This window comes from Bacillus sp. D7-8 (assembly GCF_052055895.1).
GTDB lineage: Bacteria > Bacillota > Bacilli > Bacillales > Bacillaceae > Bacillus > Bacillus velezensis.
The window spans coordinates 3129260-3143843 of sequence record NZ_CP179922.1 but is presented as its reverse complement, the minus strand read 5'-3'; the positions used below and the strand labels follow the sequence as shown (position 1 = coordinate 3143843).

Annotated in this window: 15 protein-coding genes; 11 read left to right on the top strand and 4 right to left on the bottom strand. The window is 49.4% G+C overall.

Going from position 1 to position 14584, the window contains the following annotated elements:
* Positions 1–8: 8 nt before the first annotated feature.
* Complete coding sequence (locus tag ACKTRM_RS15465) at positions 9–800, bottom strand: SDR family NAD(P)-dependent oxidoreductase (protein WP_012118416.1); 792 nt, start codon at positions 798–800, stop codon at positions 9–11.
* A 187-nt stretch (positions 801–987) separates the two neighbouring features.
* On the opposite strand from ACKTRM_RS15465, the gene ACKTRM_RS15460 reads away from it, so the two are divergent.
* From ACKTRM_RS15460 to ACKTRM_RS15410, 11 genes are all read left to right on the top strand, one after another.
* Positions 988–1932 (top strand): ABC transporter substrate-binding protein, encoded by a 945-nt coding sequence (locus tag ACKTRM_RS15460; protein WP_012118415.1) that lies wholly within the window; start codon positions 988–990, stop codon positions 1930–1932.
* On the top strand, positions 1895–2941 hold the full coding sequence (locus ACKTRM_RS15455; protein ID WP_012118414.1) for a FecCD family ABC transporter permease: 1047 nt from the start codon (positions 1895–1897) through the stop codon (positions 2939–2941). The genes ACKTRM_RS15460 and ACKTRM_RS15455 overlap by 38 nt, the downstream gene beginning before the upstream one ends.
* Positions 2938–4164, top strand: coding sequence for an ABC transporter ATP-binding protein (locus tag ACKTRM_RS15450; RefSeq protein WP_012118413.1), 1227 nt, complete (start codon positions 2938–2940; stop codon positions 4162–4164). The genes ACKTRM_RS15455 and ACKTRM_RS15450 overlap by 4 nt, the downstream gene beginning before the upstream one ends.
* Positions 4161–4730 (top strand): cob(I)yrinic acid a,c-diamide adenosyltransferase, encoded by a 570-nt coding sequence (locus tag ACKTRM_RS15445; protein ID WP_007613687.1) that lies wholly within the window; start codon positions 4161–4163, stop codon positions 4728–4730. Before ACKTRM_RS15450 ends, ACKTRM_RS15445 begins: the two co-directional genes overlap by 4 nt.
* Positions 4731–4894: 164 nt before the next feature.
* Entirely contained in the window at positions 4895–6163 is a 1269-nt protein-coding gene (locus ACKTRM_RS15440; protein WP_012118411.1) for an MFS transporter, read from the top strand.
* Between the two features lie 166 nt (positions 6164–6329).
* The gene (locus ACKTRM_RS15435; RefSeq protein WP_007410056.1) at positions 6330–6710 is read left to right on the top strand and encodes a protein liaI; all 381 of its coding nucleotides are present in this window, start codon (positions 6330–6332) and stop codon (positions 6708–6710) included.
* A 13-nt stretch (positions 6711–6723) separates the two neighbouring features.
* A complete protein-coding gene (gene liaH / locus ACKTRM_RS15430) occupies positions 6724–7401 on the top strand; it encodes a stress responsive protein LiaH (RefSeq protein WP_007410057.1) in 678 nt (225 codons plus the stop codon).
* A gap of 105 nt (positions 7402–7506) precedes the next feature.
* The gene (gene liaG, locus ACKTRM_RS15425) at positions 7507–8376 is read left to right on the top strand and encodes a LiaG family protein (protein WP_012118410.1); all 870 of its coding nucleotides are present in this window, start codon (positions 7507–7509) and stop codon (positions 8374–8376) included.
* A gap of 26 nt (positions 8377–8402) precedes the next feature.
* Positions 8403–9134: a cell wall-active antibiotics response protein LiaF gene (gene liaF, locus ACKTRM_RS15420; protein WP_012118409.1), complete on the top strand. Its 732-nt coding sequence runs from the start codon at positions 8403–8405 to the stop codon at positions 9132–9134.
* Positions 9131–10213, top strand: a complete 1083-nt coding sequence (liaS, locus tag ACKTRM_RS15415; protein ID WP_012118408.1) for a two-component system sensor histidine kinase LiaS — start codon at positions 9131–9133, stop codon at positions 10211–10213. The genes liaF and liaS overlap by 4 nt, the downstream gene beginning before the upstream one ends.
* Positions 10191–10823 (top strand): response regulator transcription factor, encoded by a 633-nt coding sequence (locus ACKTRM_RS15410; RefSeq protein WP_012118407.1) that lies wholly within the window; start codon positions 10191–10193, stop codon positions 10821–10823. The genes liaS and ACKTRM_RS15410 overlap by 23 nt, the downstream gene beginning before the upstream one ends.
* 41 nt (positions 10824–10864) lie before the next feature.
* Here the strand turns inward: ACKTRM_RS15410 and ACKTRM_RS15405 are convergent, their stop codons facing one another.
* Genes ACKTRM_RS15405 through ACKTRM_RS15395 form a run of 3 tightly spaced genes read right to left on the bottom strand, consistent with a single transcriptional unit; the run spans position 10865 to position 14491 of the window.
* The gene (locus tag ACKTRM_RS15405) at positions 10865–11977 is read right to left on the bottom strand and encodes a Ger(x)C family spore germination protein (protein ID WP_012118406.1); all 1113 of its coding nucleotides are present in this window, start codon (positions 11975–11977) and stop codon (positions 10865–10867) included.
* Positions 11974–13074 (bottom strand): spore germination protein, encoded by a 1101-nt coding sequence (locus tag ACKTRM_RS15400; protein ID WP_012118405.1) that lies wholly within the window; start codon positions 13072–13074, stop codon positions 11974–11976. Before ACKTRM_RS15400 ends, ACKTRM_RS15405 begins: the two co-directional genes overlap by 4 nt.
* On the bottom strand, positions 13049–14491 hold the full coding sequence (locus tag ACKTRM_RS15395) for a spore germination protein (RefSeq protein ID WP_012118404.1): 1443 nt from the start codon (positions 14489–14491) through the stop codon (positions 13049–13051). Before ACKTRM_RS15395 ends, ACKTRM_RS15400 begins: the two co-directional genes overlap by 26 nt.
* Positions 14492–14584: the final 93 nt, after the last annotated feature.

Sequence of the window (14584 nt, the reverse complement as noted above, 5' to 3'; positions counted from 1 at the left end):
TTTTTGTGTTAAATGGAGCGGATGATGCCGCCTTCAACCCGCTGTGCGGTGCCATTAATGGCAGAAGCCGCTGATGAAGCGAGAAATACAATCGTATTGGCGACTTCTTCCGGGGTTGCATAGCGCTGAATCAATGATGTCGGTTCATTCACTTTAAAATAATCCCGGACGAAGCTGTCTGTGTCTTCTCCGGCAGCCTTTGCGGCTCCTTCCATGTAAGAAGCGACGCCTTCGGTCCATGTCGGTCCCGGCAGCACGGAGTTGACCGTGACATTTGTGCCTTTCGTCATTTCCGCCATTCCCCGGGACAAGCTGATTAACGCCGTTTTCGTCATTGAATACGGAATCATTTGCGCAAGCGGTTTGACACCGGCTTCACTGGAGATGTTCAGAATCCGTCCGCTGTTTCTCTCGAGCATTTGCGGCAGAAAACGCCGGCACAGGCGCACGGCGCTCATAACATTCACTTCAAAATACCGAGTCCATTCGTCATCAGACACCTCAGCGAAGTCTTTTACTTCAAAAAAACCGAGATTATTGACGAGAATATCGACTTCCCCGATTCCGCCGGCGCGCTTTATCAAGTCATCCGCCTCATCCTGACGCGATAAATCCGCAGCGATGCCGTGAACCGTTCCGTAAGCGGAAAGCTCTTCAACCGTCCGTTCCACAGTTTCTTTTTTTCTTCCGTTTATAATCACCTCGGCGCCTTCGGCTAAAAAGCTTTTTGCCGCAGCTTTTCCGATGCCTGAGGTTGATCCTGTAATCAACACGAGCTTTCGTTCAAGCTGTAATTCCATAATAATCCTCCTTTTCACACCATTGTGTAACAGTATACATGATGAATTTTAGTGTGTACGAACAATTTGCTTTCATGCAAAAAGGCCGGATATACAAGCCTTAAAGACTTATAGTATAATTACTGCGAAAAAAGGATACGAATGTCAAAGAGACAATCGTTTACCATAATCAGGGGGAGTTAAAAGAATGAAGAAGATCACTGCCGTCTGGGCGGCGCTCTTGGTCACCGCCTTTGTGATCGCCGGCTGTTCCGGCGCACAGGAAGAAGGAAGCGCGGCCAAACAAAAAGCCGTCTCAACCGAAGCATTCCCGGTAACCATTAAGGATGCCGCGAACGAAAAAGTAACCATAAAGCAGGCACCGGAAAAAATCGTTTCCCTCATGCCGAGCAATACGGAAATTACATACGCGCTCGGACTGGGAGATAAGGTCGCAGGCGTCACGACAAATGATACATATCCGAAAGAAGCGGTAAAAAAACCGAAAGTCGGAGATATGAATGTGAACGCTGAAAAAGTCATCGCGCTGAAGCCGGATCTCGTGCTTGCCCACGCGTCCTCTATGTCCGCTTCCGCCGATGCGATGAAGCAACTGAAAGATGCGGGCATCACCGTCTTAACGGTCAATGATGCGCAATCGTTCCAAGACGTGTACAAATCAATCAGCATGATCGGGAAAGCGGCCGGCAAAGAAAAGCAGGCGGATAAGCTGATCAAATCGATGAAATCCGACCTTTCCGGCATAGAAAAGAAAGCGGCGGCCATTTCTGAAAAAGACGAAAAGAAAGTATTCGTCGAAGTGTCTCCTGACGGCTACACGACGGGGAAAGGCACGTTTATGAACGAAATGCTTGAAGATATACACGCGAAAAACGCTGCCGGCAGCCAGACCGGCTGGGTGCAATTGACGGATGAAGCGATTGTCAAAATGAATCCGGACGTCATCATTACGACAGACGGCGTAAAGGCCGCTGAAGTGGAAAAACGCGCCGGCTGGGGTGCCGTCAATGCGGTCAAACACCACAATGTCTATTCTGTTGATCCTGACCTTGTCACACGCTCAGGCCCGCGCCTTGTCAAAGGGGTCGAGAAGCTTGCGGAAAGCGTTTATCCTGAAACGTTTAAAAAGTAACCGCCCGCTGGCCTACACGGTCAGCCTGCTGTTTTTAGCCGTTTGTACGGCACTCGGCATTTCAATCGGCAGTCTGCATATTCCTTTATCCGACGTTTTTTGGATCGGGATCGGCCGGACATCCTCGGCTGACCCTATGAATGTAAATATTATGATGAATATCCGCCTGCCGAGAGTCGTTCTGGCTGCCCTTGTCGGAGCCGCGTTATCCATTGCGGGAGCGGCGTTTCAGGGACTTCTGAAAAATCCGCTCGCCGACCCTTATACACTCGGGGTATCTTCGGGAGCCTCAGCGGGAGCCGTTATCACCTTGTTTTTCGGCATTCAGATTCCCGTCATCGGCCGGTTCACACTACCGGTTGTCAGCATCGCCGCAGCCATTGCGGTCATGGCGGCGGTTCTGTTTTTCAGCCGCCTCGTTCATGCGTCGATGTCGGTTTCGACGCTCATTTTGACAGGCATCATCATGAATTCTTTTCTCGGGGCTCTCATTTCGCTTGTGATCGCTTTAACGGGCAATGATCTGCTCCCGATTGTCCGCTGGCTGTTAGGAAGCGTGTCAATGAGGGGCTGGGGCTATGTCGCGCTGTTTCTGCCTTTTTTTCTGGCCGGGACGGCGCTTCTGCTTATCAATGGCAAAGAATTAAACATTATGACTTATGGAGAAGAAAAGGCAAGGCTGTTAGGCGTCAGTACGGGAAAAAGAAAATGGCTGATGATCGCAGCCGGATCTCTGCTGACGGGAGGAGCGGTTGCCGTCTCGGGGACGATCGGATTTGTCGGTCTTGTCATTCCCCACGTGACACGGCTTTTGTGGGGGACGGATCATCGCCATTTACTGCCGCTGTCAGCATTGACGGGCGCCGGGTTTCTCATTTTGGCGGATTTGTTTTCCCGCACCGTCATTGAGCCTGTCGAATTGCCGATCGGCATTATGACGGCTTTGGCGGGAGCGCCTGTGTTTGCCTTGATTCTGCTTCGCCAGCATCATGGAGGGAAACGCTTATGATCAGGGTGAGCAGCCTGTCCGGCGGGTACGGAGGCCGGATGATTGTGGAAGATGTCAGCTTTACCGCCGGAAAAGGTGAATTTGTCGGCATACTCGGTCCGAACGGCTCGGGAAAAACAACGCTGATGAAATTGCTGACGGGAATGCTCTCTCCGTCAAAAGGCGAGGCGCTCGTCGCAGGCAGGCCTGTCGGCGGATACAAGCCGCGGGAGCTTGCGAAAATCATGGCCGTTTTGCCGCAGCATACAGAGCAAGCTTTTACATTTACCGTTAAGGAAACAGTGTCTTTCGGCAGATACCCGTATCAAAAAGGACTCTTCAGACAGATGGATCAACATGACGAAGACATTGTCCGGGAAGCGATGGAAATGACGGGCATCGACCGATATGCGCAGCAATCCGTCCGCAATCTGAGCGGCGGGGAGCGGCAGCGCGTCTTTCTGGCGCAGGCGCTGGCTCAGCAGCCTGAGGTACTGTGTCTGGATGAGCCGACGACCTTTCTTGATCTCAAATATCAGAAAGACCTGCTTGATACGGTGAAGCGGCTGACGAGAGAAAGAGGCCTGACGGTCATCAGTATTTTTCACGACCTAAACGCCGCAGGCCAATATTGTGATCAGCTCCTGATGATGAAAGACGGACGCGCTTTTCCGAAGCAGACGCCGGATCAGGCTTTGAAAAAAGAGACGATTGAAGACATTTACGGCATCACCGTCAGCGCTGTTGCCCAGCAATCGTCGCCGAAACCGCTGATCGCGTTCATGCCGGAAGCGCAGGAGGAAAGAGAGCCTGTCAACGTTCCGTTCGCCTCTCTGATAAACAAAAGCGGAAATACCGTAACGCTTCATACAGAACGGCCGTTCAGAATGTTGTCAACCGCATCTGACGGCCCGGGCTTTTCGTGGAGCCGCCGGCTTTCCGGCTCAGCTGCCGCTGGTTTGATCTGCCGTACGTTTGATTCGGTCACAATTGCCGTGACTGCGCAGCATACCGTTTGGGTGCTGATCAGCGGACGTTTATCGGAACAGGGATTTGTACGGCTGTTAACGGCAGCGGCTGAAGCGAGAATGCAGGCTCTTTCCGGCAGACAGGCAAAAGGCGACATTGTCATTTGTGCCTTGCAGACAGGAGAGGCGATGGACGTCCCTCACGCGGAAAGAGCCGTCAGAAGAGGAACCGCGGCATGTGTAAAAGCGGCGGAAGAAGGAGGAATACAACGATGAAGCTGTATACGAAAACCGGCGATAAAGGACAGACAAGCCTGATCGGCGGCAGAACGGATAAAGACAGTCTGCGGGTTGAAAGCTACGGGACGATTGATGAGCTGAACAGCTTTATCGGGCTTGCGCTTGCGGAGCTTGATGATTGTGAGAATTGCGGTGATGTGAAAGCCGAACTCCGAAACATTCAGCATGAGCTGTTTGACTGCGGCGGCGACTTGGCGACGGTCACTGAACATAGAAGCTATACATTAAGAGAGACATCTATTTCCGCATTGGAAGACTGCATAGACCGTTACACGGCTGAAGCGCCCCCGCTTGAGAAATTTATTCTTCCGGGCGGGCATAAGGCGGCTGCTCAGCTTCACATCGCGCGGACCGTCACGAGACGGGCTGAGCGTCTCGTCGTGAAACTCGGCAAAACAGAAGAGATAAACGATACGGTGATGCGTTACTTGAACCGCCTGTCTGATTATTTTTTCGCGGCGGCAAGAGCAGTTAACGCAAGACAGGGCGTTCAGGATATAGAATATGAAAGAAGCGCCGCGGTATTCCGTGATGATGAATAACGTTTTGTTCAGCCGGCATCAGCAAGCCGGCTGTTTTTTTATAGAGATATCCATCAATTGAACCTTTATTGACAGGAGGAAAATGTATCTTATGCATTATTGACTGAAAAATTAAAAAATGAGATATTATAAGAAACATTGTAAAATAATGGGGGATTTGATAGATGGATACATATAATAAGAGCGAGAGCATCTGGAATAAAAATTTCACCCTTCTGTTTATCTCAAGGCTGGTTAAATTGTCAGGCGACGGTTTTGCCTTTAATTCCATTCTGTGGTTTTTGATTTTTGACGGGGAAGGCGCGATCGGCACGTCCCTGCTCATTGCGGTCACGTTCCTTCCGGAGGCGATGCTGGCGCCGATTACCGGGCCTTTTATGAAGCAGCATACGCTGAAATTCTGGATGTATTTCTCCGACCTGACGCGCGCGGCGGTCGTGTTGATCATTCCGGTCTGTTACTTTAACGGTTTTTCTCCTTTATGGTTTGTCATGCTTCTCATGATTGTGCATTCAGCCACGGGAGCCGCTTATAATCCTGCATCTATCTCATTAATCCCCAATATTGTCGGAGAAAGCAGCCTGCAGAAAGCGAATGCGGTCATCCAGTCATCAGGCCAGATCGTCAGGCTTGCCGCCATTACGCTGAGCGGGGTGTTCTTAACATTTATCAGTCCCGCTTATTCTTTGTTTATCGCTCTTATATTCTATCTTCTATCAGGTTTTCTCGTACTCTTTATGTCATACCAAGTCCAGCATGCCAAACAGGATCCAGTCGCTGTCAGACAGCGCGGGACGTATTTCGGAAGGCTCAAACGGGGTTTCGTTCTTGTCAGGAAACACCAGATTTTATACCCGCTCGCCATCTATTGTATCTTCATGAATTTTGCGGCCGCTCCGTGGGAGGCGCTCTCTGCCGTTTATGTCGCCGAAGATTTAAACATGCCGCCGATCATCTACTCGCTTTTGAAAGCGACAGGCACGGGCGGAGCCTTTTTAATGGGTTTTATTTTGGCTAAGGTGAAGGTGAACAAATACGGTCTCCTGTTTGTGTCAGCGGGAATCATAGAAGGAGCGGCATTTTTCATCACCGGCCTCAACACTTTTCTGCCGCTCGTCTTCCTCGCCGCATTTGCGTTCGGATCTGCCGTCAGCGCTATTAATGTGCCGGAATATACGATTATTCAGACATCTGTGGACCATGATGACCAGCCGCAAGTCTATGCCGTCATCCATATGATCTCAAACATATCCATTCCGCTCGGCGCGGTTCTTTGCGGATACGCGGCTAACGCCTTCGGTCCCGGAAAAGTCATTGCCGCCGGCGGTCTCGTTGAAGTCCTGTCCGGTCTCGGAATATTGTTCTTTACGAAGCTGGCCAAAGCCGAACGTTCAGATCTCATCAGGGAAAAAGAAGCGAGCATCAGAATATAGATTTTTCGTGAAACGCCCTGCGCCGTCCGGTGCAGCGGCGTTTTTTTATGCGAAGGTCCGGGGGCTTATACGACTCCGGTCTGATATGAAAATCAATCTCTGACTCGTTTTGCCGGCCGCGGGATTTGTTTATAGTAAAGACAAGGAAAACGAAAGGAGGATCTGCATGAATATAAATGGCAAAACGGCAGGCGGCTTTCTGCTGATTGTGTTCGGACTTTCTGTCTTTTTCGGAGGAGGCCATTTCGCATTTATCATCCCGCTGGCGATCGGAGGCCTGATGCTTTACTGGGGAATCAAACGTTTTTCAAAAGGCCGGGCGGTATCGGGTATCATCGCGGGCGTCATCGGAGCTATGATTCTCGTCGGTTCTCTTCCATTTATCGTTGCGATCGGACTGGCCGGCGCCATGGTGTATTTCGGGTGGAAGATGATGAAGCAGGGCGGCTCAGACACCGCTTCCCGCCAGTATGAACCGGAAGCGGCATCACCGGGCTATCAATCCGGATTTGACTCTGAATGGGAAGAATTTCTGAAGAAAAAATAAGGAGGAAGACAAAATGGTCTTAAAAAGAATAAGAAATATGTTCGTCGCATCTGTTAACGAAGGGCTTGATAAATTAGAAAATCCGAAAGTCATGCTGAATCAATATGTGCGTGATATGGAAAGTGACATCGCTAAGGCGAAACAAACAATTGTCAAACAGCACACGATCGTCCATCAGTTTAAGAAAAAACAGGAAGACGCCTCCGAAACGGCGGCAAAACGGAAAAACCAGGCTCAGCTTGCTTTCGACGCCGGGGAAGAGGAGCTGGCGAAAAAGGCGCTGACTGAAATGAAATACCTTGAGGGAAAAGCGGCCGAACATGAAAAAGCGTATGAGCAGGCGAAAACACAGCTGGCAGAGCTGAAAGAGCAGCTGGAAACTTTAGAAACGCGCCTTCGCGACGTAAAGGATAAAAAACAGGCGCTCATCGCCCGCGCGAACGCGGCAAATGCGAAGGAACATATGAACGCTTCTTTCGACAAAATTGACAGCGAAAGCGCCTACAGAGAGTTCCTTCGAATGGAAAGCCGCATTGAAGAAATGGAAGTCCGCGTCAAATACGGCACTTCAGCTGAGGCGAACACAGAATACAGCCGCTCCCAATATTCAGACGAGGTGGAAGCTGAGATTGAAAAAATGCGCTCGCTTTCTCTGGAAAAAACAGAGCGTCAAAAAGCGGCTCATGAATAATGTGCACAAGGGAAGATCGGCGCGTTTACGCCTCTTCCCTATACGCACGTATCAATTCTCCGGCTTTTCCTTTATAATAAAATGAATGAAAAAGGATGGAACGTAATGAAGCGTAAGATTGCCAAAGGACTGATGGCGGCGTCCGTTCTGATCTGCTGTCTGTTTTTGGTGAAAGAAGTGTTTGCCGGGCGTTTTTTTCCGTTGTACGAAACAGAAGCGGAATCGGCAAGCATACCGCCGCGTGCCGTCAACAGCCTGTCGGTTTCATCGGAACAGACGGATGTAAAAATCATCGCGGAAGCGCGGAATGATATCGCGGCAAACATGACGGGACCGGCGGGGAAAATGTTTGTCCAAAGCAGGGGAAAGACCCTCAATCTTAAAGCGAAGGAGAAAGGGTTCCAATTTCTGAATCTCTTTCAGCGCCCTCTGCTGATTGTCCGCATTCCGTATGATTATCATCGGGACATCACCGTCCATACATCAAGCGGCAGCATTGCCGTCGACGGAAACAAGGGGCTGTCTCTTGCGCACCTCGGCGTCCGTTCTGTAAGCGGGAATATGTCGCTGAAGCACGTGAAGACGGATGTGTTTGAAGCGAAGGGGCTGTCGGGCAATCTCACAGCAGCAGGCTTTGCGGCAAAAACGGGGGCTGTCCGCTTATCCTCGGGACATGTCGGGCTTCAACATGTGGCGGGCGCCCTTGACGTGCGGGTCGCTTCCGGCAGTGTCGACGCCTCGCTTGAGACGGCGGATGCTCCCGTATCCGTCAGGCTTGCGAGCGGCAGCGCAGCGATCAGCCTGCCGAAAGACGGAAGTTTTACGGTGAACGCCGAGACGGCAAGCGGAAGGATTCGGCCGTCTTATTCCTTTGAGAAAACGAGTAAGGAAGGCGGGGCATTTACCGGCATGAAAGGCAGCGGCGCCAGGCCGATTGATATAAAAGTGACGAGCGGCAATATTGCACTGCAATAGTCAAGGAAAGGAGGGGCAAGCAGCTGATGGCAAAAAAACAGATTCTCGGACTTATCATCGCCTTATTAGGCGTCAGCATGTTTTTGCGTATTATCGGCATCGGCGACTTCTTGTTTTGGCCGCTCTTTTTTCTGATTACAGGTTATATTTTTAATAAATATTCCCGCGGCTGGCTCGGCTCCGTCCTGTATATCTTCGCCGCTTTTTTATTTTTGAGGAACCTGTTCAGCGCCACCTTTAACCTGTTCGGCTATGCCTTCGCCGCCTTTCTCATCTACGCGGGCTACAGGCTCCTGAAAGGAAAGCGCGTGCATGAACATAAAGAGAAGAAAATCAATCTTGAAAAAGAAGAGCAGCCAAAGCCTTCCGCCCAGACGGAAAGCAGACAGCCGGACCTCCGCAGCTTTTTTATCGGCGAGCTCCGGATGATGAAGGACCCGTTTGAGCTGAATGATTTAAATGTTTCCGGATTCATCGGCGATGTGAAAATTGATTTGTCAAAAGCGATGATTCCCGAAGGAGAAAGCACGATGACCATCAGCGGTGTCATCGGCAATGTCGATGTGTACGTCCCGCCGGATATCGAAGTGTCCGTCAGTTCATCGGCTTTTATCGGCGATATGAACCTGCTCGGCTCTAAGAAAAGCGGCATGAGCCCGAATCTGTATAAAGTATCGTCTGAGTACGGCGACTCGCCGCGGCGGATTAAAATTTCAATTTCGTTATTCATCGGCGATGTGGATGTGAAGTATTTATGAGGAAAAAATTACTCGCCAATATTCAGTGGCGCGCCATGCGGATGACCGCGGGACTCAGTCTGCTCCTTTGCGCGGTGTTTATTACGCTGATGCTGCTGTATTACGGGCTTGACCCGATGCTGCTGTTTTCTTCCGGCTGGTTCGGTATTCCGTTTGTGGTGATCCTTCTTCTGGCGTCTCTTTCGGCGGGATTGATTTCCGGTTATGTATACGGCGGCCGCCTGAAAACAAGAATGGATACACTGATTGAAGCGGTTTTGAAATTTGAAAACGGCAATTTTGCTTATCGGGTGCCGCCGCTCGGCGATGATGAAATCGGTCTGGCGGCAGACCAGCTCAACGAAATGGCCAAGCGGGTCGAGCTCCAGGTTACATCGCTGCAAAAGCTCTCCAACGAGCGGGCGGAATGGCAGGATCAAATGAAAAAATCAGTCATCACTGAAGAACGCCAGCGGCTGGCGCGCGATCTGCACGATGCCGTCAGCCAGCAGCTCTTTGCCATTTCTATGATGACATCCGCCGTCTTAGAGCAGGTGAAAGATGCGGATGACAAAATCGTCAAACGAATTCGCATGGTTGAACATATGGCGGGGGAAGCGCAAAACGAGATGAGAGCGCTGCTGTTGCATTTGCGGCCCGTCACTTTAGAAGGAAAAGGCTTAAAAGAAGGGCTGATTGAGCTGTTAAAAGAGTTCAAAGCGAAGCAGCCGCTGGATATTGAGTGGGACATCAGCGATACGGGTGTGTCAAAAGGCGTTGAAGACCATCTGTTCCGCATCGTGCAGGAGGCGCTTTCCAACGTTTTCAGACATTCAAAGGCGACCAAGGTCACCGTCAGGCTCGGCGCGAAACATCAAAAACTTCAGCTTAAAGTCATTGATAACGGGGCGGGTTTTACGATGGATCAAGTGAAAGCATCCTCATACGGCCTGCATTCCATCAAGGAAAGAGCGAGTGAAATCGGCGGCATAGCGGAAATTATCTCCGTAAAGGGAAAAGGCACGCAGATCGACGTGAAAGTCCCGATTTATCAGAAAACAAAAGGAGAGAACGAAAGTGATTCGAGTGTTACTGATTGATGATCATGAAATGGTCAGGATGGGTCTGGCCGCGTTTTTAGAAGCACAGCCGGACATTGAAGTCGCCGGTGAAGCATCAGACGGGCAGCAGGGCGTCGATCTGGCCGCAGAGCTTTTGCCGGATGTGATTTTAATGGACCTTGTCATGGACGGCATGGACGGCATCGAAGCGACAAAACAGATCTGCGCGACACTCAATGACCCGAAAATCATCGTGCTGACGAGCTTTATTGATGACGACAAAGTGTATCCGGTGATCGAAGCGGGAGCGCTCAGCTATTTGCTGAAAACGTCCAAGGCGGCAGAAATAGCCGAAGCCATCAGAGCGGCTGCCAAGGGCGAACCGAAGCTTGAATCGAAGGTGGCGGGAAAAGTGCTGTCAAGGCTGCGCCATTCAGAGAATCAGCTTCCGCATGAAACGCTGACAAAAAGAGAACTGGAAATCCTCTGTCTCGTCGCGGAAGGCAAGACGAATAAAGAGATTGGTGAAGAGCTGTTCATTACGATTAAAACGGTGAAAACCCACATTACGAATATATTGTCAAAGCTTGATGTCAGTGACCGCACGCAGGCAGCCGTATATGCCCACCGCAATCATCTCGTGACATAAGAAAAGGAGAGCGGCGCCAGCACACTCTCCCGAAGACGGGGTCATTGGGACATTCCCTTTGTTCCGAAATCCCTGATGGCGACTTTGACTTTGTATTCAATATCCGATTCACTGAAGTGATGATCCCAGTCAGAGGATATCTTTTTCCATTTATCGGGATAATGAATCCGGACTTGATCGCCTAACCCGGTAATATCCACTTTCAACTCATGCTGCATGTAATCAATGAATGCCATGACATCTGAATGAATGCTGCGTTTTACCGCGTTTTTGATTTCATTTATATAGGACTCCTTGAAAGAATCTTCTTTCGGGTTCCAATCCTCAGACAGACGGCCTTCAACAAACCGGGTTACGATAAACTTGAATTTTCCATTTTTATATTTTGTTTTTACATTATATTTGCTGGAAAATACTTCGAAGGATAAATAATGATTGTCATGCTTTGCAAACGTGACGCCTCCCTTTACCGTGCCTGTGAACAGGTTCATATTCTGGACTTGTAAAGGCGTTAAATTCGCATACCAGAATTTATTTTTAATAATGGTAGCGCCCCAGATTTCCAGTCTGCTGCCCACTTGGCGCACTTGAGGAAGGGCAAAGGTCTCGCCTTTGGCGATTTTCTCTGATATTTCCCCCAATGTCACGGGCGCCATCATCCGGATGGTGACCGAATTATTCTCCGTTAAGTCATAGATCGTATTTGACGCAGGTTCTCCCTGGTCACTGATTTTGAAAATATCTTTCGTTTTATCCGGCACCGTCATCACATTGCAGCTTCTTCTCGTACCGTTGTCCCTGATAAATTGGTTCATCAATGCGTCAAGCGGGATGTGATCCTTTAACAGCGCTTCGGAAAACAGCATGATGCGCAAGTGCTGGGAGAATGCGGGGTGATTTTTTAACGATGCCGTCCTTAAAGCTTGATGGACGGTTTCCCCGGGAGTGGAAGTCACCTTTGTCGTATTGCCTGACGACGACTGCTGGGAACTTGCTTTTTGCGGAACCAGAATCTGCTGTGTCACTTCCACGTTTTCTTCCTCGGGTTTATCGAGCCCGACTCCGATAACGAGGCTCAAGTCTTCTAAATTGCGGCTGTCCCAGCAGCCGGCCAAAAGCAATGTGCAAAGGATGATTACGATGTATGTCTTCATTGCGCTTTTTTCACCTTCCTTTTCACAGCGACGACTCCAAACATCAGTAAAGGCAGCAAAAAGAAAACCAAGAAGATATAGCCGAGAATATCACTGAACAGCATCAGCTTGTTAGCGTCTTTTGGCATCAATGATCCGAAGAATGTCGCAATTCCTACGAAGATGATCCCTTTTTTCTGCTTCAGCCCGAAAATTTTATTAAGAGCTGAAGTCGCGAAATATCCGTATGATACATAGGTGGCGAAAAATTGGATAATCCAGACAACAAGCAAAAAGGACTCGAACCTTTCAATAAAAAGCCCTTTGATTTCAAATGATTGAAAGAGCGCGATCGTAGGCCAGATCATTGTTTTGACATCCTGGGTGGTTAAGGCGCCGACGACGAGAACGTAGGTAATGATGTATAAAATAATCGGGATGCCAAAGCCCATGGCCGACATGCGGAATGTGTGCTTTTTATTTTTGAGGTACTCGGGGAGAAACAGCATAATCTCAACTCCCAAGAAGGAAACAGAAACGACGGTCAAGGAGGCCATAACGGGAGAAAATCCCTGCCCGAGCACCGGCCGCAGGTTGTCCAGATCAAATATTTTAAAGCTGAAAGAAAACACCACCAGCAAAATAATGATCGTAATCGTTAAATAGAAAGGAAAGAGCCTGCCGATATCGCTCATGCCGCCGATAATTAAATAAACGGAACAGGCGATAAAGATAAACAGCGTGACCGGCACGGGCGTTCTTTCCAATAAAAAGAACTTGACCATTTCCGCCATCGCCCGGGCTTCGAAGCTGGCGACTCCTATAAAATAGAGACAGATCATAAGATTGACGATATTTCCCGCCCATTTGCCGAGTCCTTCATTCATATAATCAAATAATGATCCGTACTGATGCTTTTTCATAATGAGCGTATTGAGATAAATCAAAAAGATAAAGATGACGCCTTCCAGACATAACGCGATCCAGCCGTCCGGCGAATTTGCCCTTGATGACAGCGCCCGCGGCATGGTGAGGAGTCCCGCGCCGAGCATCGTGTTTGAAATCAATGCTGTCCCTTGGTAGCTTGTAAGCTTATTGTGAGTTGTTTTCTGGCTCATTTACGTTTTTCGCCTCTTTTGGTTGATTTTTAATAGGGAGACGGAGAATAGAGTCGTTTGCGTTTTTTAAGCTGAAAAATCCATTCGGCGAGAAATACGGAGAACCGAAGCTTCGCTGTCTCGATAAATGAGTGTAGATCGCCAGCATAAATAAAATCATGCCGTACAGCCCGAAAGCTGCCGCGGTAAACATCGAAATGAAACGGAGCACACGGAACGACAGACCCATCCCGTACTGCGGCACCGTAAATGAAGCGAGCGCGACAATGCTGACCACGATGACCATGATGGAGCTGACAATATTCGCTTCAACGGCCGCCTGGCCGATGACGACTCCGCCCACCAATCCGATCGTCTGGCCGAGCGGGCTGGGAAGCCTCAAGCCCGCTTCTCTCAGCAGCTCTATCGTAATTTCCATTACCATCGCTTCAATGATAGGCGGGAAGGGAACGTTTTCTCTGTTCGCCGCGATGGTGACTGCAAGCGATGTCGGCAGCAGCCCTTGGTGAAACGAAACGAGGGCGATATAAATAGACGAAAAAAACAGCGTAATAAAAATAGACGTAAACCGCAGCACCCGGATGAGCGAGGCGGAAATCCACCGTTCATAATAATCATCGGGAGACTGCATTAAAATTCCTAAAGAAGCCGGAACCACCAGCGCAAACGGCGAGTTGTCGACAAGGATGGCGACGCGGCCGTTGAACAAGGCGGAAGAGACTTTATCAGGCCGTTCCGTATTTTGTATTTGCGGAAAGGGCGAATACTTATTATCCTCAATAAGCTCCTCAAGCGTTCCGGAATCCTGGATGTCGTCCATCTTCACTTCGCTGAGGCGCTTTACAACATCGCTGACGACAGACGGGTCCGCCTTATCATCTATGTACATGACAGTGGCGTATTTTAACTTATTTTCTCCGATCGGAACCTTTTTCGTTTTCAGCTTCGGATGGTTCGTGCGCTGCCTGATCATGGCGACGTTTGTATCAGAATCTTCTATGAAGGCGATTTTCGGACCTCTTACGACCTTTTCGGATGTGGGTTCATTCACGCTTCTTTTTTCTCTTTTTCCCGTGGACAAAATGTATACGCTGTCAAGTCCGTTAATAAACACGGCGCATTTTCCCCGCAGAATGGAGATGACGGCTTCCTTCGACGTAAAGACGGGACGGGCGTCGATCTTATCAAGACGTTTCGTCACCGTATCCAGCGTCAGAGTGTCTTCCTCCTGAAGCAGCGTTTCAATCGCCTCTTTTATTTTGTCTTCGTCGTTCATTTCACTCAGATACATATAATAAAAAACAAGCCCGTTCGGAAGCATCTTTTTATTTTGAACCAGGTCATCATTCTGCTCTACGTGGGGAAGCACCAGTGCCAGATTAACGTGTATGTATTCCTTGAATTCCGATTGCGCCATCGACAGTCACCCGCCTTCCAATCCTTAATTGAGGTTATCTTTTCCTGTTAAAAAAATGATATACTATGATAAAGTATTTAATGGTACAAGTTT